Consider the following 26,559-nt stretch of genomic DNA (forward strand, 5'->3'; position numbering starts at 1 on the left):
CGTCAGCCCGCCGCCATGCGGCTGAGGTGCTCCCACTTCCGGTACGCCTCGACCCGCGCCTTGTCCAGCTCCATGACCTGGTCGTAGGACTTGCCACCCACGATGAGCCGCCGTGGCGGATCCGCGAGGCCGGCCAGTTCCATGATCACCGGGGCGGCGGTGCTCGGCTCCGGGCCCGCATCCTCGCCCCACATCTCCGCCAGTTCGGCGCGCAGGGTTTCGTACTGCGGGGCGGGCTCCGTCGCCGTGGTGCCCGCGGTGAACAGGCCGGTGGCGTACCCACCCATCTCGACGATGGTGACCTCGATGCCGAACTGTTCCACCTCCATCGCCAGCGCCGCGCTGACTGCATCCAGGGCTACCTTGCCCGCACCGTAGAGACCGACGGAGGCGAACCCGCCGACGCTGCCCATCGAGGTGATCTGAAGGATCCGGCCGCCGCCCTGCGCGCGCAGATGCGGCACCACCGCCTGCGACACCCAGACCGCACCGAAGAGATTCACGTCCAGGTGGGCGCGGATCTGTTCCTCGGTGGCCTCTTCGACCATGCCGTACAGCATTCCACCCGCATTGTTGACCACGATGTCGAGCCGGCCGAAGGCGGCAACGGCCCGCTCCACGCCCTCGAACACGGCGCCGCGATCGGAGACGTCCAGCTGCAGCGAGACCAGGGCGTCGGGATATGTGTCGGCGAGGTCCGCGAGCGGCTCGACATTGCGGGCGGCCGCGACGACGCGATCCCCCGCGGCCAGTGCCGCCTCGGCGAACGCCCTGCCAAGGCCTCGCGATGCACCGGTAATGAACCACACTCTGGCGGTCGTCATGTCGTCTCCTCCCATTCGAGACGGTCCGTCTCGTCTCGAATGAGAATGGCGGACGTAGCCACGATTGTCAAGACGAACCGTTCCGTCTCGGTGCTACGGTGTCCGCATGGCCGACACCGAGACGTCGAACCGCTCCCGGCGCAGCGAGCGCTCACGGCACGCGATCCTCACCGCCACCCGCGAACTGATCGCCGAGGTCGGCTACGCGAAGGTCTCCATCGAGGCCATCGCAGCGCGGGCAGGTGTCGGCAAGCAGACGATCTATCGCTGGTGGCCGTCCAAAGGGGCGGTGATCTTCGATTCCTTCCTCGCGCTCAGCGAAGGAACCGACACGGACGTAACGCTGCCGGACACCGGTGATCTCCGCGCCGACCTGACCCTGGTGATGCGCGCGACCGTCGCCGAATTCGCCGAACCGGCTTTCGAGAACCCTATCCGCGCGCTCAACACCGAGATCATCAACGACGCCGAACTGGCCGAGCAGTACCGCACAACACTGGCCCGTCCCGTCGAGGAGGCCAAGAAGGCCCGACTGCGCAGCGCACAGCAGGCAGGCCAGCTCGCCGCCGACGCCGACCTCGACCTGGTGCTCGAAGTTCTCTACGCCCCACTGTTCCAACGGTGGCTACACCGATCGGGACCGCTCACACCCGAATACGCCGACTCGCTGGTCGAGGTCACCCTCCGGGCTTTCGCGCCCTGAGCCGCCGGCCGCCGCGTCGCTTCTGCACGGTCGGCCGCGTCATCCGCCGATGCCCGCCACCGCGGCGAGCTGGCGCGGCGCGGCGGATCCGATCGGTCGCGCGATCTCCGCAACCCTCCGATCTGGCCCCGTGTCCACGAGCCGGTCCGGTCCGCGGCGCATATGCACGCTGGTCAGCGACGTAACGCGACCGTCGATACGCAACCCGCTAGGACGGCAACCGCAGCGAGCTGCACCGCTTCCGACATCCGGACGGCGCGACGAAGATCCGGCACGGTGGGCTCCGGGCCGTCCCCCAATGTGGGCCGCTCCTCGATGCCGTGCCGGTACCGGGTCGTCCCGCCCAGCCTGATATCGAGCGCACCCGCCATCGACGCTTCGACCACGCCCGCGTTGGGGCTTGGGTGTTTCGCGGCGTCGCGGCGCCAGGCACGCCAGGATCGCGAGGCGCGGCCACCCGTGGACGGGGCGAGCAGCACGGTGAGCAGACCGGTCAGGCGGGCAGGCACGAGGTTGGCGATGTCGTCGGTGCGGGCGGCGGCCCAGCCGAAACGGTGGTAGCGATCGTTGCGGTAGCCGATCATGGCGTCGAGGGTGTTGATGGCGCGGTAGCCGAGCAGGCCGGGCACGCCCGCGACCGCACCCCAGAACAGGGGCGCGACAGTGGCATCGGAGGTGTTCTCCGCGATCGATTCCAGCGCCGCGCGCGCGAGCCCATCGGCATCCAGCGCCTCGGGATCGCGGCCACACAGCGACGGCAGCAGCGCCCGCGCGCCCGCGATGTCTCCGGATTCCAGTTGTCCGGCCATCTCCCGGCCGGTACGGGCCAGACTGCGCCCACCGAGCGCCGTCCACGTGGCCAGCGCCGTCGCGGCTGTCCCGCCACGCCCGAGCACGGCCCCCGCCCCGATCACCGCGCCGACGAGCACCGCCTCGTGCACCACACCGGCCACCCGCCGATCCGCATAGGTCACCGACTCCAACGCCAGTGCCGCCGAACCGAACCCGGCCACCGGATGCCACCGCCGCGGATCGCCGAACACCCGGTCCAGCCCGAACCCGAGCACCAGCCCCGCCGCCCTCGAAGTAGCACTACGCACCCTGCGACACTATCCAGCGTGCCCACCGCGCCTCCGATCGCCTGCCGAGTGGCACCTCAGCGTGAGCCCCCTCGCGAAATGCCGCAGCCATGTACCACTCGCGAACCTCTGTTTGCCGAGGGTGTGGTGCTGGGTGGGGCGGTTGGGTCGGGGGATGTCACACTCGACCGGCCCGCGTCGTCACCCTGACGACGGGATCAGAACCGCCCGGCACCGGGCCGCACCGAGGGGTGGCGAAAGCGCAGTGAGTACCGATAAGCGCGGCGAACGCATCGATCAGGCCGAGCTGGCCCGGCGGTTCGAGGAGCATCGGCAGTATCTGCGCAGACTGGCCTACAGCACCCTCGGCAGCATCACCGACGCCGAGGACGTGGTGCAGGAGGCGTGGTTGCGATTGCAGCGACAGCACGAATCCGGCGATGTCGGCGAGATCGAGAACCTCCGGGCGTGGCTGAGTACGGTGACGGGGCGGTTGGCGTTGGACTATCTGGGGTCGGCGCGGGTGCGGCGCGAACAGTATGTCGGCGAATGGCTGCCGGAGCCGACCGTGGTCGACTGGGATGATCCCGCCGATCGCGTCAGCCAGGACGAACGCGTCACCATGGCGCTGCTGGTGGTGCTCGAATCACTCTCGCCCGCCGAACGCACCGCCTTCGTCCTCCAGGATGTGTTCGGTATGTCGGGGCCGGAAGTCGCCGAGGTCGTCGGCCGGACGCCCGCTGCGGTGCGGCAGCTCGCCTCCCGCGCCCGTAAACGCGTCGAGGACGGCACCCCACGCTTCCCCGCTTCCCCCGACGAACACGAAAAGGTGGTGTCGGCCTTCGCGGTCGCCTGGCGGTCCGGCGATATGAGTTCGCTGCTCGGCGTGCTGGACACGGGCGTCACCCTGACCGCCGACGGCGGTGGGAAGGTGCCCGCCGTGCGCAAGCCGGTCACCGGCGCCGAACTCATCGCGAAGCTGCTGCTCGGCTGGTACAGCTCGCCATCCGCGCGCTCATGGGGACGGATGGTGCTCGTCAACGGCCGCCCTGGTCTCGTCGTCTTCGACGGCACCCACACCGGCGTCTTCTCCTTCACTGTCGAGGCAGGCCAGATCACCGCGATCGACGTCATCCGCAACCCTGACAAGCTGCACGACCTCCCTGAGTCGGGAGAGCCGTGGTTCATGAACGAGGTCGAGGACGACCAGCCGACGGACTGACGCGTGCCCTTCGCCCGCGCGCGGAGCGCCCTGCCCGACCGATCGACTACGCGAACCCGATGCCGGCCATGCGGTGAGCGCAGCGCCGGCAATCCCGGTCCGGGGGGCCGGTTCGTGAGACCGGGGCGATCGCAGCGCCTGTCGTCTCAGCCGGCCAGCCCCACTCGACGTACCGTCGAATACCCATGCGCTGCTGCCACTTCAGGAGACACCAGTCGGCCGGCTTCCGCGGTGAGCCCATGGGCGAGCCCGGGGTCGGCGACGCAAGCGGATTGCCAGCCGTCGGCAGCGATGGCACGGATATAGGGCAGGGTGGCGTTGGTGAGTGCGACGGTTGCGGTGTGCGGCACTGCGCCGGGCATGTTCGCGACGCAGTAGTAGAGCGAATTCGCCACGCGGAAGGTCGGGTTCGCATGTGTTGTGGGGTGGGAGCCCGCGAAGCAGCCGCCTTGATCGATGGCGACGTCGACCAACACCGATCCGGACCGCATACCGGCGACCAGTTCCCGCGACACCAATTTCGGTGCTCGCGCGCCCGGCACCAGCACCGAGCCGATCACCAGATCGGCGGCGAGAACGGCACGTTCGACCTCGGCGGCGTTGGAGGCGACGGTGGTCAGGCGGCCGTCGAAGCGGTCGTCCAGCGCGCGCAGCCGATTCACGTTGGTGTCGAGAACGCTCACCCGCGCGCCCATACCGACCGCGACCGTCGCCGCATTGGTGCCGGCAACTCCACCACCGAGCACCACCACATCGGCGGGCCGCACACCCGGCACCCCACCCAGCAAAACACCCGCACCACCCAGCGGCGCCATCAGATGGTACGCACCCACCTGGGTGGCGAGCCTGCCCGCGACCTCACTCATCGGCGCGAGCAATGGCAGCGTCCCGTCGGCAGCGCGCACCGTCTCGTAGGCGATGGCGGTGCTCCCCGAGCGCAGGATCGCATCGGTGCATTCCCGCGACGCCGCCAGATGCAGGTAGGTGAACAGCACCTGATCTTCCCGCAGCCGGTGATACTCCGGCGCGATCGGCTCCTTCACCTTCAACACCAGCTCCGATGACGCCCACACCTCGTCGGCGTCGGGCACGAGCCGCGCACCGGCGGCCGCATAGTCGACATCGGGAAATCCCGATCCCACCCCCGCCCCGGCCTGCACCAGCACGTCGTGTCCGTGCCCGGTGAGGTCCGCCGCGCCCGCGGGCGTCAGGGCCACCCGGAACTCCTGCTCCTTGACTTCCTCCGGCACACCGATCCTCATACAGCCATCGTGGCCCGGATGGGCCGGGCATGCCATCAACCCCGGGCGGGTGTCGCAACCTGCTGGCAACTACCCGCCCGCCGGGGTCGATTCTGATCATGCCGACCAGGTAGGGCGCTGTTCGCCCGGCGCGTCGCGGAGCGGCCGGCTGTTATCTACCACCGACCCGCTCCGGTTCTGCCGGACTCTGGAGGCTCGCGCTGCTGACCCGGTCGCATCTCGGAGCCGAGTCGGCACGCACACACTCAGACGCCGACCGATTCTCCCAGCGGCGGGATCACCAACTGGTCCCGACGCCCCGCGTACTCGAACGTCCGCCCCAGATGATCGAGCGTCTCCGAGAAATGCGCCCATCCCTCACCGTGTACTGCGACGATCACCGCCTCGCCGAGAATCTCCGCTGCCTGCAATGCGGTGCGAGCGTTCAAGGTGGCATCGGCATCACCGAACCGGCCGACATTCGCAGCACCCACGTTCAGCACCGCGACATCGATGTGCCCGACCCGCTCGACGATCTCCCGCACCACATCCACCGAGGCGTTGTCACCCGAGACATACACCGTCGGCTCCCCCGCCGCCCGCAGCACGAACCCCGTGACGATCCCGCTGAACGGCTCGCACCCCTCGGGCCCGTGCAGCGCGGGAACGCTGGTCACCTCCACCTCACGCACGGTGTAGGTCTCCCAATCGCGCAGACCGCGAACACCGTTCATACGCTCGGCAGCGCCCGGGGTCGATAGCACGATCGGCACCGTGGCCACGAATTCGCGCCCGGAGATGTCGAGGTTGTCGGCGTGCTCATCGTGGGACAGCAGGACGACGTCGACCGGGCCGACCTGCTCCGGCGACACCGCGGGTCCCGCCAGTTTGTGCAGGGTAACCAGGCCCGGGTAGTCGCGGGGTGCGTCGAAGGTTGGGTCGGTCAGCCAGGTCAGACCGGCGTACCGCAAACGCAGGGTCGGTCCGCCGACGTGCAGGGCCTCGAGGGTGGTGCGGGTGATCGGGTTCGTCATGTGGATCAGTCTCTTGGCCACGAACGGCCGGCAACAGTGGCCCGGAGGACATCCATCGCTAAAATCGGGCCATGACATCCGTTGCGGTCATCGCCTTCGACGACATCAGCCCGTTCCACCTGTCGGTGCCAACGCTGGTGTTCGGCCGCGCGGGTGTCGGCAAGGCCGCCGACTGGCCCTATGAGGTCCGCATCTGCACGGAGAACCCCGGAATGCTGTCGACGGCAGCCGGATTCGACATCTCGGTACCGAACGGTCTCGAGGCGGTGGACAGTGCGGACATCGTGATCGCACCGAGCTGGCTGCGCGGCGTCATCGCGCCGGAACCGGTCCTCGACGCCTTGCGCACCGCGCATGCCCGTGGCGCCCGCATCGTCGGGCTATGCCTAGGATCCTGGCTGGTCGCCGCGAGCGGGCTCGTCGACGGCCGAGAGATCACCACCCACTGGTCAGATGCCGAACGCCTGGCCCGCGCTCATCCCGCGGTGCGGGTGCGCGCGGACATGCTCTGGTCGGATCTGGGCGACGTCATCACCTCCGCAGGCGTCGCCGCGGCGCTGGACTGCTGCTTGCACATCGTCCGCACCGACCTCGGCAGCCGTATCGCCGCCGACCTCGCCCGCGGACTCGTCCTCGCCCCGCACCGCAGCGGCTCACAGTCTCAGTTCATCCCGGTAGCGGTACCCGAAGACACCGACGACGACCCGATCGAGCACGCGATGGTCTGGGCCCGCACCCGACTGGCCGAGCCCATCGACCTCGACTCCTTGGCGCACGCCGCGGTGATGTCGCGACGCACCTTCACCCGCCGGTTCCGGGAACGCACCGGTCTGAGCCCGCAGCAATGGCTGCTGCACCAGCGCACCGATCGCGCACGAATGCTCCTGGAAAGCACCGACGACACCATCGAGCGCATCGCGGCGGATTCCGGGTTCGGTTCCGCGGTCACCCTGCGCCACCATTTCCATCGAATCCTCGGCACCAGCCCGGCCGCACATCGTGCGCTGTTCCGCGCACGGACGCCCGCAACCGACCTACTAAGTTCCTCGGTATGAGGATTGAAATCAACGGGATCGCACCCGAGGTCGACGAGTCCGCGTTCATCGCGGTCAATGCGACTCTGATCGGCCGCGTGCGCATCGCCGCCGAAGCGAGCATCTGGTACAACGCTGTGCTGCGCGGTGACGGCGAACAGATCACCATCGGCGCACGCAGCAATATCCAGGACGGCTGCGCCGTGCACACCGATCCCGGATTCCCGGTGGTCGTTGGTACCGGAGTTTCAGTGGGGCACAACGCGATCCTGCACGGCTGCACAGTCGAAGACGATGTCCTCATCGGCATGGGCGCGACCGTGCTCAACGGTGCGGTGATCGGCGCGGGCAGCCTGATCGCGGCCAACGCACTGATCCCCGAGGGCGCACAGATCCCGCCCGGGTCGCTGGTCGCCGGGGTGCCAGGCAAGGTGCGGCGCGAGCTGACCGAGGATCAGCAAAATGGCATTCGCCTGAATGCGCTCGCCTATCTACACCACACCGAAACCCACCGCAGCGCGAAAGTGTTGTGATACCCGCCACACTGATCAAGCGTCCAGTAGGATCCGCTGCTAGCATTTTTGACAGCGCGCCCGCCTGATCGGGCTCCCCATCACCCCGCCGATCATTCGGCTTCCTGGTGCTCCGGTGAGTCCACACGGTGACGGCACGCTGGCGAGCAGGAGGTAAGACCGTGGCGTACAAGCAGTCCAGTATGCACCGGCCTAAGGGGCGGATCAGTGTGGCCGATATCGCGGCCCAACCGGGCGGTATCGAGGCGCTCCAGCGTCGCGTGCACGAATTACGTTCCAGCGGGGAAGATTTCGCGGCCAACGCGATCGAAAAGGAAATGGCCGAATTCGACCTGCCGCGGCACTGAGGAACGCGGCGTCGAGTATCGGCGCATAATGTGCGGCAACGAACGCACCGCCGCGGCGGCGTGATGCCGTGCGCCGTCCCCAGTGGAGACTCGATGCCGACCGTCCCACCCATGCTGCAGCGCATCCTCGATACACCCGCTGCCGACAACGAAAAGCTGTTGGCGAGCGCGCTGTCGGCGTTCCTGGATTTCGGGATCAAGCGGACCAGCATGGGCGAGATCGCCCGCCGTGCCGGTATCAGCCCCGCGACCCTCTACCGCCGCTTCGAATCCAAAAGCGATCTGGTGGAAGCGGTGACCATTCGTGAGGCACAACAGTTCGTCGCCGATATCGATGCCAGAGTGCGTACGGTCGAGGGCACCGCGGATCAGTTGGTGGAGATCTTCGTCGCCTTCATCGCTGCCATCGCGCGCAGCGAACTACTGCGCAGGCTGCTACGCACCGAACCGGAGCTGATCCTGCCCCGCCTCACCACCGACGCGGGCCAAGTCCTCGCCGTCGGCCGCACCTACCTCGCCGGAAAGCTGCGCGAACTGCGCGACTCCGAAGCGGCCGCCGATTTCGACGCCGACCTGGTCGCCGAGATCATGGCGCGACTGGCATTGTCGCTGGCCCTCACCCCGGATGGGCTCATCCCGCTCGACGACGAAGACGCCGCCCGCGAATTCTCCCGCCGCACCCTGCTGCCGATGGTCGGGGTTCGGCCCGGCACATAGCGACGACACCACCGTCCGACACGCGCGCCGGCGCACACGGCCGGGCCCACACAGCTGATCGGCGCGACACCGACCGGCCCGCGCCACGCCACGCCAATGCTGCCCAGCACAAGGTGTCCAGCCAGGTGAACAGGCGCACCGAACATCGTTCCCGGACAAGACAAACGGCCCCGGATCGCTCCGGGGCCCGTTCGTGTCTACTGCGGCTGTCAGCCGATCACAGCGGAATGTTCTTGTGGTGGCTCGCGCGCGAGGGCGCAGCAGCCAGCGCCGCGGCGATCACACTGCGAGTCTTGGCCGGGTCGATCACCTCGTCCACCACACCAATCGACAGGGCGCGCTCCACGCCACCCGCGATGGCCTCGTGCTCGGCGGTCAGGCGTTCGTGCAGCGCTTCCCGCTCGTCCTCCGGCGCGGCGGCCAGCGCCTTCTTGTGCAGGATGCCGACCGCGGCCTTGGCACCCATGACGGCCACCTCGGAGCCGGGCCACGCGTACACCGCGGTCGCACCGAGCGCACGGGCGTTCATCGCGATGTAGGCGCCACCGTAGATCTTGCGGGTGACCAGCGTGACCCGCGGGACCCGCGCCTCGGCGAACGCGTGCAGCAGCTTCGCCCCACGCCGCACGACGCCTTCCCACTCCTGGCTGACGCCCGGCAGGTAGCCCGGAACGTCGGTGATCACGATCAGCGGAATGCCGAACGCATCGCACAGGCGCACGAACCGAGCCGCCTTCTCGGCGCTCTCCGAGTTCAAGCAGCCACCAAGGCGCAGCGGATTATTGGCGAGCACACCGACCGTGCGGCCACCAAGGCGGCCGAGACCGGTCACGATGCTGCGCGCGTAGCCGCCCTGCAACTCCTCGAAGCTGGACTCGCCGTCGACGTTGTCGAGCAGCTCGTGCACCAGCGGCTTCACGTCATAGGCGCGCTTGGCCGACTCGGGCAGCAGCGCCTTCAGATCCACGTTGCCGTGCTCGGCGGCGACCAGATCGAATTCACCCTGCTCGGCGAACATCGACACCAGCCGGCGAGCCCGGTGCATGGCGTCGGCCTCGTCATCGGCGACGATGTGGGTGACGCCGGACTTCTTGCCGTGGGTCTCCGGGCCACCGAGGGTGGCCATATCGACCTGCTCACCGGTGACGCTCCGGACCACGTCCGGGCCGGTCACGAACACCCTGCCCTCAGGCGCCATGATGACGATGTCGGTCAGTGCCGGGCCGTAGGCGGCGCCACCGGCGGCGAAGCCGAGCACCACCGAGATCTGCGGGACAAGGCCGGACGCGCGGACCATGGCCTCGAAGACCAGGCCGACCGCGTGCAGCGCCTCGACGCCTTCGGCGAGACGCGCGCCACCGGAATGCCACAGACCCACCACCGGAATCCCGGAATCGATGGCGGTGTCGATGGCGTCGACGATGTGCTTGCAACCCTCGACACCCATGGCGCCGCCCATGACGGTGGCATCCGAGCAGTAGGCCACGGTGCGAACACCGTCGACCTCACCGATCGCCGCCAGCACGCCCGACTTGTCACGCGGGTGGAGGGGAAGAATGGTTCCGGGATCGAAGAAGCGCTGGAGTCTACCCAGCGGATCACGCGGATCTGTGGCTGTGTCCTGCTGATACGCGGGCGCCAAGATGGTCATCGCGTTCTCTCCTCATGATGAGCGGCCGCGGTAGCAGCTGCGGATGTCGAGGGCCCGGCGGGGGTCGAGCCATTCAGTTGGCCGACCCCCACCGGGTTCGTTTGAGCAGCCGGTCGGGTCTGGGTCAGGCCCGACCGAAGGCGAGCGCGACATTGTGCCCACCGAAACCGAAGGAGTTGTTGATCGCGTACTCGATCTCCTGGCGGCGGGCTTCGCCCTTCACCACGTCGAGGTCGATCTCCGGGTCCTGGTTTTCCAGGTTCAGCGTCGGCGGGACGATCCCGTCCCGGATGCTGAGCACGGTGAGCACGGACTCGAGAGCGCCGACGGCGCCGATCGAGTGACCCAGTGCTGATTTGGGCGCGTAGACCGAAGCGTGCTGGACGCCGGCCTTGTGAATCGCGTTCTTCTCCGCGGTGTCACCGATAGGGGTGGCAGTCGCGTGGGCATTGACGTGGGTGATGTCCTTGGGAGACAGACCCGCGGTCTGCATCGCCCTTGTCATCGCCCGGCCGGCGCCGGTGCCCTCGGGATCGGGGGCGACCAGGTGGAAGCCGTCGGAGGTGATGCCGGCACCGAGCAGGCGAGCGTGGATGGTGGCTCCGCGCGCCTTGGCGTGCTCCTCGGTCTCGACGACCATGAGCGCACCGGCCTCGCCGAAGACGAAGCCGTCGCGATCCTTGTCGAACGGACGCGAGGCGCCCTTCGGATCGTCGTTGCGGGTGCTCATCGCACGCATCATGGAGAAGGCCGCGATCGGCACGGAGTCGATGTAGCCCTCGACGCCTCCGGTGACGACCATGTCGGCATCGCCCATGGCGATCATCCGCCACGCGTTGGCGATGGCTTCCGATCCCGACGAGCACGCCGAGACCGGAGTGACCACTCCCGCCCTGGCCTTCAGCTCGAGACCGACGACGGCCGACGGGCCGTTCGGCATGACCATCTGAACAGCGAGCGGCGAGATCTTGCGATAGCCGCCGTTCTTCAGCTTGTCCACCGAATCGATGAGTGCGTCACCGCCACCGAGCCCGGTGCCGATCGCCACACCCAGCCGGTCGGGATCGACCTCGGGGCTGCCCGCGTTGCGCCATACCTCGCGACCGAGCACGGTCGCGAGCCGCTCGACGTAGGCCATACGCCGGATCTCGACCCGGCTCAGCAGGGTGTCCGGCGAAACCTTCAGGTGACCGCCGATGCGGACCGGAAGGTCGTATTCCTCGACGAAGGAATCCTCGAGAACGTCGATGCCGCTCTCGCCGTTGAGGAGTCCCTTCCACGTCGCATCGACGTCGCCCGCGATCGACGTGGTCGCCGCCAGGCTCGTAACGACGACGTTCGGGAAGTTCCCGTTCAAGGTGGAAGGAGTGGTCACGGTGTCGGCCCTACTCGGCGTTGTCGAACTTGGCCTTGAGCTCAGCGGCGGTCTCCGCGTTCTCCGCCTCGAGCTTCTGGATGTAGCCGACGGCGTCGCCGACAGTCTTCAGGCTGGCCAGATCCTCGTCCGGGATCTTGACGCCGTACTTGTCCTCGGTCTGCACAGCGATCTCGACCATGGACAGCGAGTCGATGTCCAGGTCATCGACGAAGGACTTCTCGATCGTCACTTCGGAGGGCTCGATACCGGTCACCTCTTCGATGATCTTGCCGAGTTCCTCGACGATTTGTTCCTGGGTCAGAGCGGCCACTTTGGTGGCTCCCTTCTTGTTACTGTGTAGGGCTTTACTGTTTTTCTTCGGATCGAGCGGGCGGAAAGTTACGCCAACTCGGTCACGACCGGGCTTCAACTTCGAAGCACGATCGCGGGTGGAAAGCTAGCCGGAGCTGGTGAGCTCGGCCAAGGTGGGGAGGTCAGCGGGGGTCTTCAGGGCAAGCGTCGGCGTGCCCTTCAGTTCCCGTTTCGCAATTCCGACGAGAGTGCCCGCCGGCGGCAATTCCACCACCGCCGAAACGCCGGCCTGCCGGACGGTCTCGGTGCACAGATCCCACCGGACCGGCCGGGTGACCTGCGCGGCGAGCTTATCGACCGCGTCCTGACCCGATGCGACCGGCTTGCCGTCGAGGTTCGACAGCAGGGTCCGGGTCGGCTCGTTCGGCGCGATCTTTGCCACAGCTGCGGTGACCGCGTCCTGGGCCGGAGCCATGAACGCGGTGTGGAACGCGCCCGCGACGGGCAACGCGCGCACCCTGGCCTTTTCCGGCGGATTCGCGGCGAGCTCGGCGAGAGCGGCCATGCTGCCCGCGGCCACGATCTGGCCCACCGCATTGCGGTTGGCCGGGACGAGGTCGAGTTCCGCGAGCCGTTCGAGCACGGCGGCTTCGTCGCCACCGAGCACGGCGGACATTCCGGTCGGTTCGAGCGCGCACGCCTTGGCCATTTCCGCACCGCGGATGGCGGCCAGGGTGACCGCGTCGTCGGCGGAGATGACTCCGGCGACGACGGCGGCGGCGAGTTCGCCGACCGAGTGTCCGGCGACGATGGTATCCGCCGGAAGCGAATCGGTGTCGATTTCGGCGAAAGCGAGCAGCGCGGCCGCCACGACCAGCGGCTGGGTGACGGCGGTGTCGGTGATCTCTTCGGCCGTCGCGGTGGTACCTAGACGAAGCAGGTCCAGACCGGAGGCCTTCGACCACAGCGCGAGACGATCATGCGCGCCGGGGAGGTCGAGCCAAGGCGCGAGCATGCCGGGTGTCTGGGAGCCCTGTCCAGGGGCGAGCAACGCGATCACATCTCTAAGAGAACACTGTGAGGCGGCACTCAGGAGATGTCGACGCGAATGAAGCTTGCCGACCCGTTTTGTGTGAACTCCACAAAACGCCATGTGGCTCGTCCGGATCGACAGAGCCCTCGTCGGCGTTACAACCCATCTCCGTCGGTCGAGACGTAAGTGGCCTCAGGGGCGGGTGTTGATGATTCGTTACGAGTTCGTGTCAAACGACCTACCGTGGCGGCAATACGGAGCACGTACGCATCACGCGGATTGAGCGGATCGCGCCCGGTAACTTCACCGATTCGTTTGAGGCGGTAGCGAACGGTATTTGGATGGACGTACAGCTGACGAGCACAAGTCTCGACCGCTCCACCACAATCCAGATAGGCATCGAGAGTGTCCGCCAGCGCCGAACCTGCCGCGGCCAACGGTAGGACAAGGTACTCGTTCAACGCCTCGACCGCAGCTCGATCACCCAACAGAGCTCGTTCGGGCAGCAGTTCGGCCGCATGCACCGGCCGCGGAGCACCCCGCCAGCCGATCACCGCCTCCATCCCGGCCAGTGCTTCCAGCGCGCTGGCATGCGCGGCGCCAAGGGTCCGCGTGGTCGGTCCGATCACCACCGGGCCATCGGAGAAGACCTCGGTCAGCAGATCGGTCACGAACGACGACACCTGGGTGGTGTCGTCGAGATGCCCGCTCACCACCATCACCAACCGCGACCCCTGCACGACCGCCAAGGCGGCCCGGCCGTGCCTTGCGGCGATGGTGTGCACCGCGCCGACCACCGACACGCCCTGATCACGCGGCGGGGTGCCGACGAGCACGGTGGCGGGTGCGGTGGCATCCCAGTTCAGCGTCGCGGCCCGCGACAGCATGTCCGGGCCGGTATCGCCGCGCACCACGGCGTCGACGACCAGCGCCTCGAGCCGGGTATCCCAGGCACCACGCGACTCGGCGGCACTCGCATACACCGAGGCGGCCGCGAAACCGAGCTCACGCCCGTAACGCAGCACCGCCTCGGTGAGCGCGACCAACTGCCGGTCGTTGCGCGCCAACGCCGGCAGCCACTGTTCGAAGAACTCCATGGCCACCCGGACCATGTCCACGGTCTGGCGCAGCGTCAGCCGCCGCGCCAGATCCTGCGGAATCACCTGGAACGCGTCCAGGCTGAACCGGATATCGCTGTCGGGGTCCTGCAACCACTCCAGGAAGTTCACCACCGCCGTCTGCACCAGCATCTGGACGCCGGCCCGCTGCGCGGCGTCCAGATCGGCGAAGAACGGCAACCGGTCCTGCATCGACCCCACTGCCTCGGTGGACAGTCGCCCCGAGAACTGCTTCACGCGTTTGAGCAGCGTGTCCGGTAGCGGGTCTCGGGTTTGCCGGTTCGGGGAGAGCGCGCCGGTCGGCAGATACACCTCGTGCTCGGAGGAGCCGTCGGAGATCCGTCGGGGCCGCGGCGGTTTTCGATCCACCCTCTAATGGTGCGCTATTCGGTTTCTCCGTCCGCGCCCGCCACCGGCTTCGGCGCGGCGTCAACGTCGTCGATGCGGTAGTTCTGGGCGGCCCGAGTGAGCACGGACGGGTCGATCTTGCCTGCCCGCGCCAGCCCTTCGAGGGCCGCCACCGCGATGGATTCGGCGTCGACATTGAACACCCGGCGAGCAGCCGGACGCGTATCGGAGAACCCGAAACCATCGGTGCCGAGAGTGATGAACTCGCCCGGCACCCACTTGCGGACCTGATCGGGCACCGCACGCATCCAGTCGGTCGCCGCGACGTAGGGGCCCTCGACGCGCGAGAGCGCCTCGGTGACGTACGGGACGGCCTCCTCGGTGCCGGGTGCACGCAGCGCCGCGATCTCCTTGGCCAACGCCTCCTTGCGCAGCTCACCCCACGACGTCACCGACCACACATCGGCCTGCACACCCCATTCGGCGAGCAGCTCCTGTGCACGCACGCCGTCGGGCACGGTGACACCCGAGACCAGGATCTGGGCCCGCACATCGCCGGCAGCGCCCGGCTTGTACAGGTAGATGCCCTTCAGCAGACCCGCGACGTCCAGGTTGTCCGGCTCGGCCGGCTGCTGGTACGGCTCGTTGTACAGGGTGATGTAGTAGAAGACGTTCTCGCCGCCGAACACATCGGCGTCGCCGCGGGTGTGCGGCTCGGTGCCCGGCACCGAGTACGGGATGGCTTCCGGTTTCCCGCCGCCGTACATCCGGCGCAGGCCGTCACGCACGATATGGGCGATTTCGAACGCGAACGCCGGATCGTAGGTGACCACCGCCGGGTTGGTCGCGGCCAGCAACAGCGAATGCCCGTCGTTGTGCTGCAGGCCCTCACCGGTGAGAGTGGTGCGGCCCGCGGTGGCGCCGAGGACGAACCCGCGTGCCAGCTGATCGGCAGCCGCCCAGAGGCCGTCACCGGTGCGCTGGAACCCGAACATCGAATAGAAGATGTAGAGCGGGATCATCGGCTCGCCATGGGTGGCGTAGGAGGTGCCCGCCGCGGTGAACGACGCGGTGGAGCCCGCCTCGTTGATGCCCTCGTGCAGGATCTGCCCGACGGTGCTCTCCTTGTAGGCGAGCATGAGCTCCGCGTCGACCGAGGTGTAGAGCTGGCCGTTGCGGTTGTAGATCTTCAGCGACGGGAACCACGAGTCCATACCGAAGGTGCGGGCCTCGTCGGGAATGATCGGCACGATCCGCTTGCCGATCTCCTTGTCCCGCAGCAGCTCCTTCATCAGCCGCACCAGCGCCATCGTGGTGGCGACGTTCTGCTTGCCCGAACCCTTGCGCACCGAGCGGTAGGCCTCATCGCCTGGCAGCTGCAACGGCTTGGCCGTGGTGCGCCGCTCCGGCAGGAAACCACCGAGCGCCTTGCGCCGGTCCAGCATGTACTGGATTTCGCGGGTCTCCGCACCGGGGTGGTAGTACGGCGGCAGATATGGATCCTTCTCCAGCTCGGCGTCGCTGATCGGGATCCGCTGCAGGTCACGGAAATCCTTGAGATCCTGCAACGTCAGCTTCTTCATCTGATGGGTGGCGTTGCGGCCCTCGAAGTGCTTGCCGAGGGTGTAGCCCTTGATGGTCTTGGCCAGGATCACCGTCGGCTGGCCCTTGTGTGCCATCGCCGCGGCGTAGGCGGCATAGACCTTGCGGTAGTCGTGGCCACCGCGCTTGAGGTTCCAGATCTCCTGGTCCGACAGGTCGGACACCAGCGCCTTGGTGCGCGGATCGCGACCGAAGAAGTGATCGCGCACGTAGGCGCCGTCGTTGGCCTTGTAGGTCTGGTAGTCGCCGTCGGGCGTGCTGTTCATCAGATTGACCAGCGCACCGTCGCGGTCGGCGCCGAGCAGCGCGTCCCACTCCCGGCCCCAGATCACCTTGATGACGTTCCAGCCCGCGCCACGGAAGAACGACTCCAGCTCCTGGATGATCTTGCCGTTGCCACGCACCGGGCCGTCCAGGCGCTGCAGGTTGCAGTTGATGACGAAGGTCAGATTGTCCAGGCCCTCGTTCGCCGCGACCTGGATGAGCCCGCGCGACTCCGGCTCGTCCATCTCACCGTCACCGAGGAACGCCCACACATGTTGATCCGAGGTGTCCTTGATCCCGCGGTCGTGCAGATAGTGGTTGAAACGCGCCTGGTAGATGGCGTTCATCGGGCCGAGGCCCATCGACACCGTCGGGAACTCCCAGAAGTTGTCGAGCAGGCGTGGATGCGGGTACGACGGCAGGCCCTTGCCCGGGCCGCCGTGGCTGTACTCCTGGCGGAATCCGTCCATCTGGTCGGTCGACAGGCGGCCTTCCAGGAACGCCCGAGCGTAGATGCCTGGCGAGGCGTGCCCCTGGATGAAGATCGAATCTCCGCCGCCGGGATGGTCCTTACCGCGGAAGAAGTGGTTGAACCCGACCTCGTACAGCGCCGCCGAGGACGCGTAGGTCGAAATATGGCCGCCGACTCCGATGCCGGGGCGCTGTGCGCGATGCACCATGATGGCCGCGTTCCAGCGGATCCAGGCGCGGAAGCGGCGCTCCACCTCTTCGTCGCCGGGGAACCACGGCTCATTCTCGGTGGGGATGGTGTTGACGTAGTCGGTCGAGGTCAGCGACGGGATCGAGACCCGGCGCTCACCGGCACGCTCGAGCAGCCGCAGCATCAGATACCGCGCACGTCCCGGCCCTTCCCGATCGAGCATGTCGTCGAAGGACTCCAGCCATTCGCTGGTCTCCTCCGGATCGATATCGGGCAGGTAGGAGGCCACCCCTTCGCGGATCACCCGGACCCGTTCACCGGACTGACGGCCGGCAGACGATCCGTTCGCGTCGCGGGCGGCAGGCGGCGTGGAATCGGGTACAGCGGGTTGCGCTGGAGCGGAAGAGTGGATCAGGTCGGTCAAATCTGCTCCTCGTACATGGGGCGGACAAGCTGATGGCTTCTGTTTCCCCGGGCGGCCACTCTGGTGGGCGGACCACCCGTTGACGAAAGTCCGGACGCACCCTCCATCCTTGCCGAGGATGCGTCCCAGGTCATCATGTCAGCCACAAATCCAGTACGGTTTCTCTGCGACGGGTTACTCGGCAGTTTCCGGTGTGGGCCGGTGTTCGGGGGCTACCCGATGACCGCCACCAACGAGATGAGACGAGAGCGGGGAGGACGATGAAACTGCTGGACCCACGCGGGGTCGGGCTGGTGTGCGCGGCTGCGGCACTGATCGCGGGAGCGACCATCGCGGGCTGTTCGAACAGCGTGGACGGCACGGCCGCGCCCAATGCCTCCGACCTGTCGGCCTACAAAACTTTCGCGTCGTCGTCGTCGGCGGCGGCGACCTCGTCGCGCAAGGCCGCGGCGCAGGCCAAGGCGATATCGGACAACTGCGATCAATTCCCGGTCATCACCGGCGTCGGGGTCAGCAAATACAACGACTTCGTCGACGCGCACGACTCGAACGCGCCCGACTACGACGCCAAACGCGATACCGCGGCGACCACGCTCGAGGACGCGGCGAATCAGGTCGAGTCGGGAGTCAACGCCGCCAAGGATGATCTGCCCGAAGACCTGAAGGTCAAACTCACCGAATACGTCACCGCCGCGCGCGCGTTGGCGCAGGCCACCAGGGGTATGCAATACACCGCGCCGGTGGGTCCGCTCAACGACGCCAGCCGCCGGGTCAACGACGCGCGCAATGCCGTACGCGACGCCTGCCCGGCGCGCTGAGCGCCTGCCCGGTGGCGAAGAACCGAGTCGAATTGACGCGACATCCGGTGGCCAATTCATCGGATCGGCTTGCGCTGCGGCCGATAACCATGTTCGCTTGCAACTACCTGTAGTCGGCATATTGAGGAGGACACCACCGTGGTCGCCGCGGCGGACGCGCAGAATTTCGCTCAGAAGCTTGGCATCATCCACGGCTTGGTCGTCCAGGAGCTGGGCTGGGACGAGGACACCAACGACGACCTCCGGGCCGACGTCGAAGAGGCGATCGGTTCGGAGTTGCTCGACGAGGACTCCGATGAAGTCATCGACGTCGTCTTGCTGTGGTGGCGTGACAGCGACGGTGACCTGGCCGACCAGCTGATGGAGGTCATCGGACCGCTGTCCGACGACGGTTTCATCTGGGTACTCACCCCCAAGACCGGTCAACCCGGACATGTCGACCCCAGCGAGATCGCCGAGGCCGCCCCCACCGCGGGGCTGACCCAGACCTCGGCCATCAGCCTCGGCGACTGGGCGGGCAGCCGCCTGGTCCAGCCGAAGGCACCCTCCAAACAGCGCTGACCGGCGTTTCGCCTATGGTTGCGGCCGGGCGCGCCGACGCGCCGCCCGGCCGAGCCCGACATGATGGAGGATCAGCGATGCCACTCGAGGTAGGCACCCTCGCGCCGGACTTCACGCTGAAGGATCAGAACAATCAGGAAGTCAGCCTGTCGGACTTCCGTGGCAAGAAGAACGTGCTCGTGGTGTTCTTCCCGCTGGCGTTCACCGGCATCTGCCAGGGCGAGCTGTGCAAGGTGCGTGACGAACTGCCGAAGTTCCAGAACGACGACGCGGAGATCGTCGCGATCTCGGTCGGCCCGCCGCCCACCCACAAGATCTGGGCGGCCGAACAGGGCTACACCTTCCCGCTGCTGTCGGATTTCTGGCCGCACGGCGCCGTCGCCCAAACCTACGGCGTCTTCAACGACAAATCCGGCTTCCCCAACCGCGGCACCTTCGTCGTCGACCGGGACGGATTCATCCGTTTCGCCGAAATGAACGCCCCCGGCGAGCCCCGTGACCAGGCGGCTTGGGAGAAAGCGCTCGCCGCGCTAGATTCATAACCCGTCGCCGCCGGTTTTCACCGCCGGTGGCGCCCGGGCGTATAGCTCAGCGGTAGAGCTCTGGTTTTACACACCAGCGGTCGGGGGTTCGAACCCCTCTGCGCCCACCATCACAGCTTGGTTCAGCAACTTCCTGATGAACTATGAACGCGATCACTCCAACTCCCCCCGAGGGCTCAGCCCCTCCCCGCCAGAGGACACCTTTGCGGCACTCGAGGCCCGCGCGTCCAAATGATGCATGTCCGAATACGTCGACGCTGTGATCCAGCGCCAACTGGAACAAGATCGGTTGCGCGAACTCATCGAGGACGCCGAGACGTCGCATGGTCCGGTCGATGACGCGGTTGTCGAGGCCAAACGCGCACTCTTGCGCAGCACATTCGCCGCCTCCGAGGACGCCGTGTAAACGGCGCCCTCGTCTTCCACTGTGAAGGCTCGTCCAAGCTCATGTTCTGTATGCTCGAGCCCCCGAGTGGCTGGCAGCGGCCGAATCCGCCCGCAGCACCATCAGTGTGGGCCGTCAACCGAAGACCAACCAGGCCAGTTTCGACGAAGCCGTATCCCGCGCGCCCGGTTCAGCGTTCGGGCCAATAGATCGTGCCGACGATGACCACCAGCGGCAGAACGATCACGACCAGCCAGCCGAGGGCGATCACCGCAGCGACCCAGCTGCGTACCACCGCGCGAAGGACAACCGAGGGTGCATCACCTCCACATCGGCAATATGCATGACTCGGTTCAGCTCCAACGGGCCGAGATGCTCCGGGGCGGGCAGGATCACCGCCTCTGCCCCGGCGGCGCGTGCCTGGTCGGCCACCGGCAACACCGAACGTCCATCCGGCCACACGATCCGGTAGCCGAGACGGCGCGCGAACCTGCACACCTGCGCACGGTCCCACTCCGGTGCAGTGCTCACTTCACTGTCGATCCATCCGAACGCGGTCGGCCGCATCGTTTCCCCTGTCGTCATCCCCTGCTGGTGTGCACCCGCCGCCGGGGAACCGAGCTCGACCCGACGGCGGGGCTGCGCTCAGCCTTCCTCCGACACGGGCGCTGGTTGTTCCTGTAGGGAACAATGCACGTAAGGCGTTGGAACTCGACAGGAAAAGCGCAGGTGCGTGGCATGAGCGACGAGCCGGATACCTATATCGGTCAACGGGTACGCCAGATACGCGCCCGGCGAGGCATCACTCAACAGGTGCTCGCCGATCGGGCGGGGATCAGTCGATCCGTGATCGCGAAGTATGAGGCCGGGCTCCGGCCGGTCGATTCGCGCCGCACCCTCTTGGCTCTTGCTCACGCACTCGGCTGCACACTCGGCGACCTGACCGGACATGAGCAAGACCGAATGGACCCATCCGCAAACGGATTCCACACATCGGTGCCAGAAGTCGAGATCGCGTTGTGGTCAGCAGGCAACGTCACCCACACCGCGCCACCCCGCGGCCTGGACAAACTGGCGACCGCCGCGCAGCGGGCAGCAGAGCTGCGCATCGCGTGCGATTACGCCACGCTGGGGCCGATGCTCGCGCCGATGCTGACCGACTGCTACCGGCATATCCGGGATGGTGCTGATATCGACCGTGAACGTGCGTGGGACATCCTGTCCATGGCGGCGCACACCACGGCGGCAGCACTGAAAGCACGCGGGTACAGCGCACTGTCCTGGACGGCCGCGCAGGAGGCCGAGAACGCCGCGCGCAACATCGGCGGGACGGCCGCCCTGGCCGCGACGGCATTCGCTCGTAGTCAGGTGCTCTTGTCGCGGCCCGGCTCACTGCCCGCCGCGCTGGAGCAGGCCGAAGGCACCGCCGAGCAGATCGCGGCCGATGTGCGCACGGTCGGCGAAGTCGAGACGTACGGGATGCTGCACCTACAAGCGTCGCTGGTGATGGCGGCAATGGGTGGCGACCCGGACCCACACCTGGCGGAAGCGGCCGAACAAGCGGACAAGCTCGCCACCGCCCCGCAGGGAAAGTCGATCCTGCGCAATCCCACCTTCGGCCCGGCGAACGTAGCGTTATGGCGCATGAGCGCGGCCATGGAGCGGCGGGAGCCCGGCCAGGTGCTGGCGCTCGCCCCGACATTGAGCTCGGACGACCTGCCCGCCGAAGGCCGGCGCGCTCAGTATTTCGTGGAGATCGGTCGCGCGCACGCGATGCAGCGCAACTACCGCGAGTCTCTGCACGCCCTGCTGCGGGCCGAGCACACCGCGCCCCAGCATGTTCGGAACATGACCCACGTCCGTGAGCTCGTCGGCCACATGATGCGAACCGCGCGGCGTGACCTGACAACCGGCGACCTCGGCAAGCTCGCGCAGCGGGTCGGTGTCGTGCCCACCTGATCGCTGCCGCGCATGGTCGCCGACGAGGTTTCGGCGTGCCCGAAGGTCGAACGCGGAAGCCATTGCACCGGGAGGGAATTGCGGTGAGGATGGCGGGATGAGCAAGGTTGCGGTGAGCACCGAACTGCCCATTGCCGCCGAGGATGCCTGTCGGCTGGCGCAGAAGCCGGAGATGTTCGCCTTTGTGCTGCGGCCGATCATTCGGATGACCGGCCTGAACCTCCCCAACCGGCTCGAGGCAGGTGCATCGGGTTCGGCACGGATGTGGATTCTCGGCATCATCCCCGCCTGGACCCACCACTTGACCGTCGTGCGGCTGGAGCCCACCGAGATCTACACCAACGAGCACGGCGGCCCGGTGCGCGTCTGGAACCATCGCCTCACCTTCACCCCGCTGGGTGAGAACCGATGCCGCTACACCGATGAGATCGAGCTCGAGGACGGCTGGCGCGCGTTCGGCCTGCGCCAGTTTGTTGCCTTGCTGTTCCGGCACCGCCAACGCCGCTGGCGCCAGTTCGCCCGCATCATCGCCGACTGATCGCCACAAGATCAGTCGCATCGACCGCGGGATACGAGCCCGCTCGTATCCCCTCACCTGGGGACGAGGCGAAGCCGCCGAGATCCGCCGGTTCCTCGATCGGTTGCCGTGAAACGCAGCTCGCTACTTCATGCTCCGACGCTCAGCGCCAAGCGTCGACCAACTCCTCTGGCCCCCATACGGTCGCGAGCGGCAAATCGGCCTCGGCGCCCGATCGAGAAACCGCGACCAGCGGGGTACGCGTGCCCGTTCCCGGGACGGACAGCACCGCCCGCGCCAAGGCGTCGTAGTCGTGGCGGTCGAACGGGCGATCCTCGAGCCACTTGATCGAGCCGAGAAAATGCACCGCCCGGGCTGTTGGCTCCCGGTCGGCACCGATGAGGTCGATTTCCGGATTATTCTGGCGATTCCACCATCCGCCAATGGATTCGGTGGTCGGCCACCGGTCGTCAGGTAGCAGACGTAGTAGGGAGGCACGGATCAGTGGCTCGACAGCGCGGCCGCGCCATGTGGTCCACGATCGTTCGATGCGGTTGAGGGCGAGGTCGCCACGGCCACGCTCGATGAGCGGTATGCCTCGCTGCAGGAAGGCCAACCAGAATCGCAAGTAGGGGTCGGCAATTCGGTAGCGCTTGTTCCTGGTATCGGATTTCGTCGAAAGAGGCAGATCCGCTGCCACGATTCGCTTGGCTTGGAGCATGCTGAGCAGCGGCGTGAGGGTACCCGAAGGCAAGGCGCCATCACCACCCGCCTGGGCGGCGATGGTAGCGAACGTCCGCTCACCGGAACCGACTGCCTCGAGTACCGCGCGAGATCGTGTGGATTCAGGGAATTCACCAAGGAGTGATAGTTCCCCCGCCACCAGCAAGGGCGACAGCGGATTTGACGTTGCTGCCTGTAGAAAGTCGATCCTCGTCATTCCCGGCCGCCAGGACTGCACGATCTCAGGGAACCCGCCGGTGATCAGATGCGCGTCCATGGCGGCTGCCGCGTCGAGACCGGTCATCGTTTGAACGTCGGCCAAGTTCAGCGGTTCGACCGCCATCTTTGTCGCCCGCCCGAAGAACGGACGGTCGCGGGACTGCAACGCCTCCATGACCGAGATGTCACTACCAACCAACACCAGCAGAACCGGCTTGGCCGACAGTTGACGGTCCCAGACGGCCTGCAGAGCGCCCTCGAACTCGCCATCCTGCTCGACCAGCCAGGGCACCTCATCGAGCACCGCGATGCTCGGAACATCTTCAGGGAGAGCAATGCTCAACGCACGCAGCGCTTGATTCCAATCGTTGGCCCGTAGGCCGTCGACGAGCTCCGCGCCACCGAGGGCCGAATGCGCGATCGTGCCGACGAAATCCTCGCGCTCGGCCACGGGGTTACGACCGCGAGTGGCTTGAAAAACGAGGTAGGGCACATCCACGCGATCACAGAACTCCTGCAACAGACGTGACTTCCCAACGCGGCGGCGACCGGTCACAATCACCGCTCGTCCACGAGTAGCACCGGCCCCCTCGGTCACCACAGCCAGCTGCCCCGCCAGCAGGTCGAGGTCGGCACTCCTACCAGCGAATTTCATTGGTCGACCTCCTGGACCTGGCAGATCTTACGTAGATGGCTTCTTACGTAGATTCAATCTACCTAAAATCGGAGTAGCTGGCCAAACCGTGTCGCGAATCGGCATGAGCCCGGTTCCTGCGACCGAGTCCGGCACGCTCGGCCGAAAGCCATGCGACGCCTCGGCCAGGCGCCCGATCCGGAACCGGCGCCGAACTAGACGCCGCTTCCTGTTCACAGCGGCGAACGCACGACCTCCGCTACCCAATCGGCATTGGGTTCGATCGCATACGGCTTGGTCGATCCACGGTCGGTCCAGCTCGGTTCGAGGAAGGTCTCGGCGGCCCAACATGTGTGCCGGTAGAACCAGCAGTGGTCGGCGGTGGTCGCCACATCGGCCTTGCGGACGATGATCCAGCCGCTGCCGTCGGCGCGCAGGCAGTGGCTGCGGCCGTCGTCCGGGCACTCCTGCGGGGTGAAACCGGCGGCCTTGTTCAGGACCTCGGGCTTGCCGTTGTTCTCGTTCTCACCGGCCAGCACTCGTAGGCGGTTCACCGGGAGGACCGAGGGCATATCGCCGCCGTAGCCGGTGGTCCACACCGCGCGTACTCGCCGATCGTGGTTGGGGGCCAAGTGGGAGACTGCCCCGCCTTGGCTGTGCCCCCAGGTCGCGATACCGAGATCGCAGTCGACGGTGTCGAGCGCGCAGGCGGTCCGGAGCAGGCTACGCGGTTCGTGCGGCGCGAACAGGCAGCGAGTCTGGTTTCCGTGGTCGCTGGCCAGGGCGAGCACGGTGTTGTCGTAATCGACCATGAGCGCGACGAAGCCGCGGCGGGCCATCGCCTCGGTGACGGCGTTCGCGGCTGGAATGTTGTCCCGGAGGTCGGTCTCCGGGTCCTTGCCGAAATTGGTTCCGACGAAGTACAGGAACAACGGGTGACGCCGGCCATCCGCAGGCTCGAATCCGCGCGTCTGATACTCCCGCCGGCAATCGGCACTGTTGTCCACGGTCCCGGCGTAGGCGGGCGGAGCCGCGATCTGCCGCACCGCATCCGGGTTCTGCGCCGAGGACACCCCCACTGGACCGGAGCAGCCCAGAAGCAGCGCAACCAGACCCAAGAGGATCACCCGCCACCACGGCCACCGGTGCGTTCGATCTCGCGAATCGCCGTCCGACGTCAGTTCGATCGCCACGCCCCCGAGCGTAGTTGGGCAGGCCCAGGAGTTTCGGTCCCACGCCGAAAGGCCGGACCCCGTGCAGATTCGGAGCTCGGCGCGCTCCGCCCAGCGGATACCCTGATTCCTGCCCAGGCGCCTCGCGCAAGATTCATCCCGACTACACCGGCCTCGGCAGGAATCCGGTGTCGATGAAGTAGTCGATATGGCGGTCGATGAGGTCGGCTGTCATCGGTGGACACACGATTCCGGATCCGGACAGTGCCTGCCTGGTATTCGCCTCGTCCCAGGTCGGACGGTGTCGGGCGAATGTCGCTCGCTCCCCCAGGATCAGGGCCTTGGCAAGGTCGCGGTCCGTACCGGCGGTCACCGCGAGCCGGGCGGCCAATTCCGTCGCGGGCGTGAGGTCGATATCGAAGCCCTTGCCGCGCAGCCGCTCCCAGACGGTGTCGAGGGGCAGCGAGGTGCGATTGACCAGATGATGAACCTCGGCGTCGGCACCGGTTCTCATGATGCGCACGATCGCCGCGGCCACGTAATCCGCGGGCACCAAGCTCAATTCGGTACCGCGGGTCGGCGGTACGCCGCCCAGCAGCACCGCCGCACGGATCAGCAGCCAGGCAGCGTCATCCGGGCTGGTGGCGCCCGTTCGTGAACTGCCACAGATCCGGTCGGGACGGTAGATGACGGTCGGCAGGCCACGCTCGGCGGCGCGTGCCATCAACTCCTCACCCACCCATTTGCTCAGGACGTAGCCATTACCGGTGAGCACGTCGGGACCTGGGCGCGACGCTTCGAGCACGGTGAGTCGTGGCCTGGTGACCGTCGCCGAACCGACCGACGTGGTGGAGACGAAATGCACGGGTTTGCTTCGCCCCGTGCAGGCGAAGCGCAGTATCGATTCGGTGCCGGTGACGTTGGCTGCGCGGAGTCGCGCGTATGGCTCGGCGTGATTGACCCGCGCACCGTTGTGGACGACAACGTCGACCTCGGTGCACTGCGTTCGATACGCGGCAGCCGCGAGGCCGAATCGCGGTTCGGTCAGATTGCCCGGCACTGCCACCACCCGCGCCGCGATATCCGGATGCCAGAGCCGGTATCTCCGCAGCGCGTCCATGATCCTGAGGTGTGCCGCCGTCGAGTCGGCGGCCCGGACCAGACAGCGGATCTCCGCGTCCGTATGTCGCGCCAATTGCCACACCAGATGGGCGCCGAGGAACCCTGCCGCCCCGGTGACGAAGACAGCGCGCGGATCGGCAACGCCGGACGGAATCTGTGCTTCCGGCACGATCGTGGCATCGAGTTCGGCATCAGCACCGATCTCTGCGGCGGGGCGAGCGCGAGCGTTCAGGCGTGGGATCTTATTCGGCCCCGCCAGCTCGGTGATCGAACGCGGACGTCCTGCGAAGCCGAATCGGCCTGTTATCGCCGATATCGGCCGACCCGGCTGAGGATGCACGAAATGAGCGTAGCCAGATTTGGGCTGGTATCCGCGCCCGAAATTATGGGGCCGGTATCTTTC

26 protein-coding genes and 1 tRNA gene are annotated in these 26,559 nt (G+C 67.1%); 13 read left to right on the forward strand and 14 right to left on the reverse strand.

Annotated features, from left to right (window positions below; all coding sequences use genetic code 11):
* Positions 1–2 precede the first annotated feature (2 nt).
* Positions 3–824, reverse strand: a complete 822-nt coding sequence (locus GV792_RS16135) for an SDR family NAD(P)-dependent oxidoreductase (RefSeq protein WP_163824936.1) — start codon at positions 822–824, stop codon at positions 3–5.
* A 106-nt stretch (positions 825–930) separates the two neighbouring features.
* Here GV792_RS16135 and GV792_RS16140 point away from each other — a divergent pair, with 106 nt between their 5' ends.
* Positions 931–1,527, forward strand: coding sequence for a TetR/AcrR family transcriptional regulator (locus GV792_RS16140; protein WP_163824937.1), 597 nt, complete (start codon positions 931–933; stop codon positions 1,525–1,527).
* Between the two features lie 173 nt (positions 1,528–1,700).
* On the opposite strand, the gene GV792_RS16145 is transcribed toward GV792_RS16140, so the two are convergent.
* Positions 1,701–2,627: a cobalamin biosynthesis protein gene (locus tag GV792_RS16145; RefSeq protein ID WP_163824938.1), complete on the reverse strand. Its 927-nt coding sequence runs from the start codon at positions 2,625–2,627 to the stop codon at positions 1,701–1,703.
* A gap of 244 nt (positions 2,628–2,871) precedes the next feature.
* Here GV792_RS16145 and sigJ point away from each other — a divergent pair, with 244 nt between their 5' ends.
* On the forward strand, positions 2,872–3,828 hold the full coding sequence (gene sigJ / locus GV792_RS16150) for an RNA polymerase sigma factor SigJ (RefSeq protein ID WP_163824939.1): 957 nt from the start codon (positions 2,872–2,874) through the stop codon (positions 3,826–3,828).
* 146 nt (positions 3,829–3,974) lie between these two features.
* Here sigJ and ald read toward each other — a convergent pair whose 3' ends face one another.
* Complete coding sequence (gene ald / locus GV792_RS16155) at positions 3,975–5,090, reverse strand: alanine dehydrogenase (protein WP_163824940.1); 1,116 nt, start codon at positions 5,088–5,090, stop codon at positions 3,975–3,977.
* Positions 5,091–5,335: 245 nt separating this feature from the next.
* A complete protein-coding gene (locus GV792_RS16160) occupies positions 5,336–6,103 on the reverse strand; it encodes an MBL fold metallo-hydrolase (RefSeq protein ID WP_163824941.1) in 768 nt (255 codons plus the stop codon).
* A gap of 71 nt (positions 6,104–6,174) precedes the next feature.
* Here GV792_RS16160 and GV792_RS16165 point away from each other — a divergent pair, with 71 nt between their 5' ends.
* The 4 genes from GV792_RS16165 (at position 6,175) to GV792_RS16180 (ending at position 8,734) form a co-directional block, all read left to right on the forward strand.
* Positions 6,175–7,158 carry a GlxA family transcriptional regulator gene (locus tag GV792_RS16165; protein ID WP_163824942.1) on the forward strand — a complete coding sequence of 328 codons (984 nt, stop codon included), beginning with the start codon at positions 6,175–6,177 and terminating at the stop codon, positions 7,156–7,158.
* Positions 7,155–7,670: a gamma carbonic anhydrase family protein gene (locus GV792_RS16170; protein WP_163824943.1), complete on the forward strand. Its 516-nt coding sequence runs from the start codon at positions 7,155–7,157 to the stop codon at positions 7,668–7,670. The genes GV792_RS16165 and GV792_RS16170 overlap by 4 nt, the downstream gene beginning before the upstream one ends.
* A gap of 161 nt (positions 7,671–7,831) precedes the next feature.
* Complete coding sequence (locus GV792_RS16175) at positions 7,832–8,017, forward strand: hypothetical protein (RefSeq protein ID WP_163824944.1); 186 nt, start codon at positions 7,832–7,834, stop codon at positions 8,015–8,017.
* 93 nt (positions 8,018–8,110) lie between these two features.
* A complete protein-coding gene (locus GV792_RS16180) occupies positions 8,111–8,734 on the forward strand; it encodes a TetR/AcrR family transcriptional regulator (RefSeq protein ID WP_163824945.1) in 624 nt (207 codons plus the stop codon).
* 217 nt (positions 8,735–8,951) lie between these two features.
* On the opposite strand, the gene GV792_RS16185 is transcribed toward GV792_RS16180, so the two are convergent.
* From GV792_RS16185 to aceE, 6 genes are all read right to left on the reverse strand, one after another.
* Positions 8,952–10,385: an acyl-CoA carboxylase subunit beta gene (locus tag GV792_RS16185; RefSeq protein ID WP_163824946.1), complete on the reverse strand. Its 1,434-nt coding sequence runs from the start codon at positions 10,383–10,385 to the stop codon at positions 8,952–8,954.
* A 124-nt stretch (positions 10,386–10,509) separates the two neighbouring features.
* The gene (locus GV792_RS16190; protein WP_163824947.1) at positions 10,510–11,760 is read right to left on the reverse strand and encodes a KasA/KasB family beta-ketoacyl-ACP synthase; all 1,251 of its coding nucleotides are present in this window, start codon (positions 11,758–11,760) and stop codon (positions 10,510–10,512) included.
* Positions 11,761–11,770: 10 nt separating this feature from the next.
* Entirely contained in the window at positions 11,771–12,073 is a 303-nt protein-coding gene (gene acpM / locus GV792_RS16195; RefSeq protein ID WP_163824948.1) for a meromycolate extension acyl carrier protein AcpM, read from the reverse strand.
* A 126-nt stretch (positions 12,074–12,199) separates the two neighbouring features.
* Positions 12,200–13,114 carry an ACP S-malonyltransferase gene (locus GV792_RS16200; RefSeq protein ID WP_163824949.1) on the reverse strand — a complete coding sequence of 305 codons (915 nt, stop codon included), beginning with the start codon at positions 13,112–13,114 and terminating at the stop codon, positions 12,200–12,202.
* Between the two features lie 128 nt (positions 13,115–13,242).
* Positions 13,243–14,544: a PucR family transcriptional regulator gene (locus GV792_RS16205; protein ID WP_375154327.1), complete on the reverse strand. Its 1,302-nt coding sequence runs from the start codon at positions 14,542–14,544 to the stop codon at positions 13,243–13,245.
* 44 nt (positions 14,545–14,588) lie between these two features.
* On the reverse strand, positions 14,589–17,384 hold the full coding sequence (gene aceE, locus GV792_RS16210; protein ID WP_163825013.1) for a pyruvate dehydrogenase (acetyl-transferring), homodimeric type: 2,796 nt from the start codon (positions 17,382–17,384) through the stop codon (positions 14,589–14,591).
* A gap of 380 nt (positions 17,385–17,764) precedes the next feature.
* Here aceE and GV792_RS16215 point away from each other — a divergent pair, with 380 nt between their 5' ends.
* The 5 genes from GV792_RS16215 (at position 17,765) to GV792_RS29080 (ending at position 19,831) form a co-directional block, all read left to right on the forward strand.
* A complete protein-coding gene (locus tag GV792_RS16215) occupies positions 17,765–18,322 on the forward strand; it encodes a hypothetical protein (protein WP_163824950.1) in 558 nt (185 codons plus the stop codon).
* A gap of 138 nt (positions 18,323–18,460) precedes the next feature.
* Positions 18,461–18,883 (forward strand): DUF3052 domain-containing protein, encoded by a 423-nt coding sequence (locus GV792_RS16220; protein ID WP_163824951.1) that lies wholly within the window; start codon positions 18,461–18,463, stop codon positions 18,881–18,883.
* A gap of 77 nt (positions 18,884–18,960) precedes the next feature.
* Positions 18,961–19,425, forward strand: coding sequence for a peroxiredoxin (locus tag GV792_RS16225; RefSeq protein ID WP_163824952.1), 465 nt, complete (start codon positions 18,961–18,963; stop codon positions 19,423–19,425).
* 35 nt (positions 19,426–19,460) lie between these two features.
* A tRNA-Val gene (locus GV792_RS16230) sits at positions 19,461–19,535 on the forward strand.
* Between the two features lie 128 nt (positions 19,536–19,663).
* Positions 19,664–19,831, forward strand: a complete 168-nt coding sequence (locus GV792_RS29080; protein ID WP_175583070.1) for a hypothetical protein — start codon at positions 19,664–19,666, stop codon at positions 19,829–19,831.
* A gap of 246 nt (positions 19,832–20,077) precedes the next feature.
* Here GV792_RS29080 and GV792_RS16235 read toward each other — a convergent pair whose 3' ends face one another.
* On the reverse strand, positions 20,078–20,341 hold the full coding sequence (locus tag GV792_RS16235; RefSeq protein WP_309138572.1) for a hypothetical protein: 264 nt from the start codon (positions 20,339–20,341) through the stop codon (positions 20,078–20,080).
* A gap of 207 nt (positions 20,342–20,548) precedes the next feature.
* Between GV792_RS16235 and GV792_RS16240 the strand changes: the two genes are divergently transcribed.
* Positions 20,549–21,769: a helix-turn-helix domain-containing protein gene (locus tag GV792_RS16240; protein ID WP_163824953.1), complete on the forward strand. Its 1,221-nt coding sequence runs from the start codon at positions 20,549–20,551 to the stop codon at positions 21,767–21,769.
* A gap of 97 nt (positions 21,770–21,866) precedes the next feature.
* Positions 21,867–22,307 carry a hypothetical protein gene (locus tag GV792_RS16245; RefSeq protein WP_163824954.1) on the forward strand — a complete coding sequence of 147 codons (441 nt, stop codon included), beginning with the start codon at positions 21,867–21,869 and terminating at the stop codon, positions 22,305–22,307.
* A 142-nt stretch (positions 22,308–22,449) separates the two neighbouring features.
* Here GV792_RS16245 and GV792_RS16250 read toward each other — a convergent pair whose 3' ends face one another.
* The 3 genes from GV792_RS16250 to GV792_RS16260 all read right to left on the reverse strand — a co-directional run bounded on the left by GV792_RS16250 (position 22,450) and on the right by GV792_RS16260 (position 26,496).
* Positions 22,450–23,883, reverse strand: coding sequence for an ATP-binding protein (locus GV792_RS16250; protein ID WP_163824955.1), 1,434 nt, complete (start codon positions 23,881–23,883; stop codon positions 22,450–22,452).
* A 212-nt stretch (positions 23,884–24,095) separates the two neighbouring features.
* Positions 24,096–25,055 carry an alpha/beta hydrolase family protein gene (locus GV792_RS16255; protein ID WP_163824956.1) on the reverse strand — a complete coding sequence of 320 codons (960 nt, stop codon included), beginning with the start codon at positions 25,053–25,055 and terminating at the stop codon, positions 24,096–24,098.
* Between the two features lie 142 nt (positions 25,056–25,197).
* Positions 25,198–26,496: a thioester reductase domain-containing protein gene (locus tag GV792_RS16260; RefSeq protein WP_163824957.1), complete on the reverse strand. Its 1,299-nt coding sequence runs from the start codon at positions 26,494–26,496 to the stop codon at positions 25,198–25,200.
* Positions 26,497–26,559 lie beyond the last annotated feature (63 nt).

The organism is Nocardia cyriacigeorgica, from assembly GCF_010868145.1.
Classification (GTDB): domain Bacteria; phylum Actinomycetota; class Actinomycetes; order Mycobacteriales; family Mycobacteriaceae; genus Nocardia; species Nocardia cyriacigeorgica_D.

Coding starts and splice junctions, on each gene's coding strand:
- GV792_RS16135 (WP_163824936.1), bottom strand. CDS start 824: ATGACGACCGCCAGAGTGTGGTTCATTACCGGTGCATCGCGAGGCCTT.
- GV792_RS16140 (WP_163824937.1), top strand. CDS start 931: ATGGCCGACACCGAGACGTCGAACCGCTCCCGGCGCAGCGAGCGCTCA.
- ald (WP_163824940.1), bottom strand. CDS start 5,090: ATGAGGATCGGTGTGCCGGAGGAAGTCAAGGAGCAGGAGTTCCGGGTG.
- GV792_RS16160 (WP_163824941.1), bottom strand. CDS start 6,103: ATGACGAACCCGATCACCCGCACCACCCTCGAGGCCCTGCACGTCGGC.
- GV792_RS16165 (WP_163824942.1), top strand. CDS start 6,175: ATGACATCCGTTGCGGTCATCGCCTTCGACGACATCAGCCCGTTCCAC.
- GV792_RS16170 (WP_163824943.1), top strand. CDS start 7,155: ATGAGGATTGAAATCAACGGGATCGCACCCGAGGTCGACGAGTCCGCG.
- GV792_RS16180 (WP_163824945.1), top strand. CDS start 8,111: ATGCCGACCGTCCCACCCATGCTGCAGCGCATCCTCGATACACCCGCT.
- GV792_RS16185 (WP_163824946.1), bottom strand. CDS start 10,385: ATGACCATCTTGGCGCCCGCGTATCAGCAGGACACAGCCACAGATCCG.
- GV792_RS16215 (WP_163824950.1), top strand. CDS start 17,765: ATGAAACTGCTGGACCCACGCGGGGTCGGGCTGGTGTGCGCGGCTGCG.
- GV792_RS16225 (WP_163824952.1), top strand. CDS start 18,961: ATGCCACTCGAGGTAGGCACCCTCGCGCCGGACTTCACGCTGAAGGAT.
- GV792_RS29080 (WP_175583070.1), top strand. CDS start 19,664: ATGTCCGAATACGTCGACGCTGTGATCCAGCGCCAACTGGAACAAGAT.
- GV792_RS16240 (WP_163824953.1), top strand. CDS start 20,549: ATGAGCGACGAGCCGGATACCTATATCGGTCAACGGGTACGCCAGATA.
- GV792_RS16245 (WP_163824954.1), top strand. CDS start 21,867: ATGAGCAAGGTTGCGGTGAGCACCGAACTGCCCATTGCCGCCGAGGAT.
- GV792_RS16250 (WP_163824955.1), bottom strand. CDS start 23,883: ATGAAATTCGCTGGTAGGAGTGCCGACCTCGACCTGCTGGCGGGGCAG.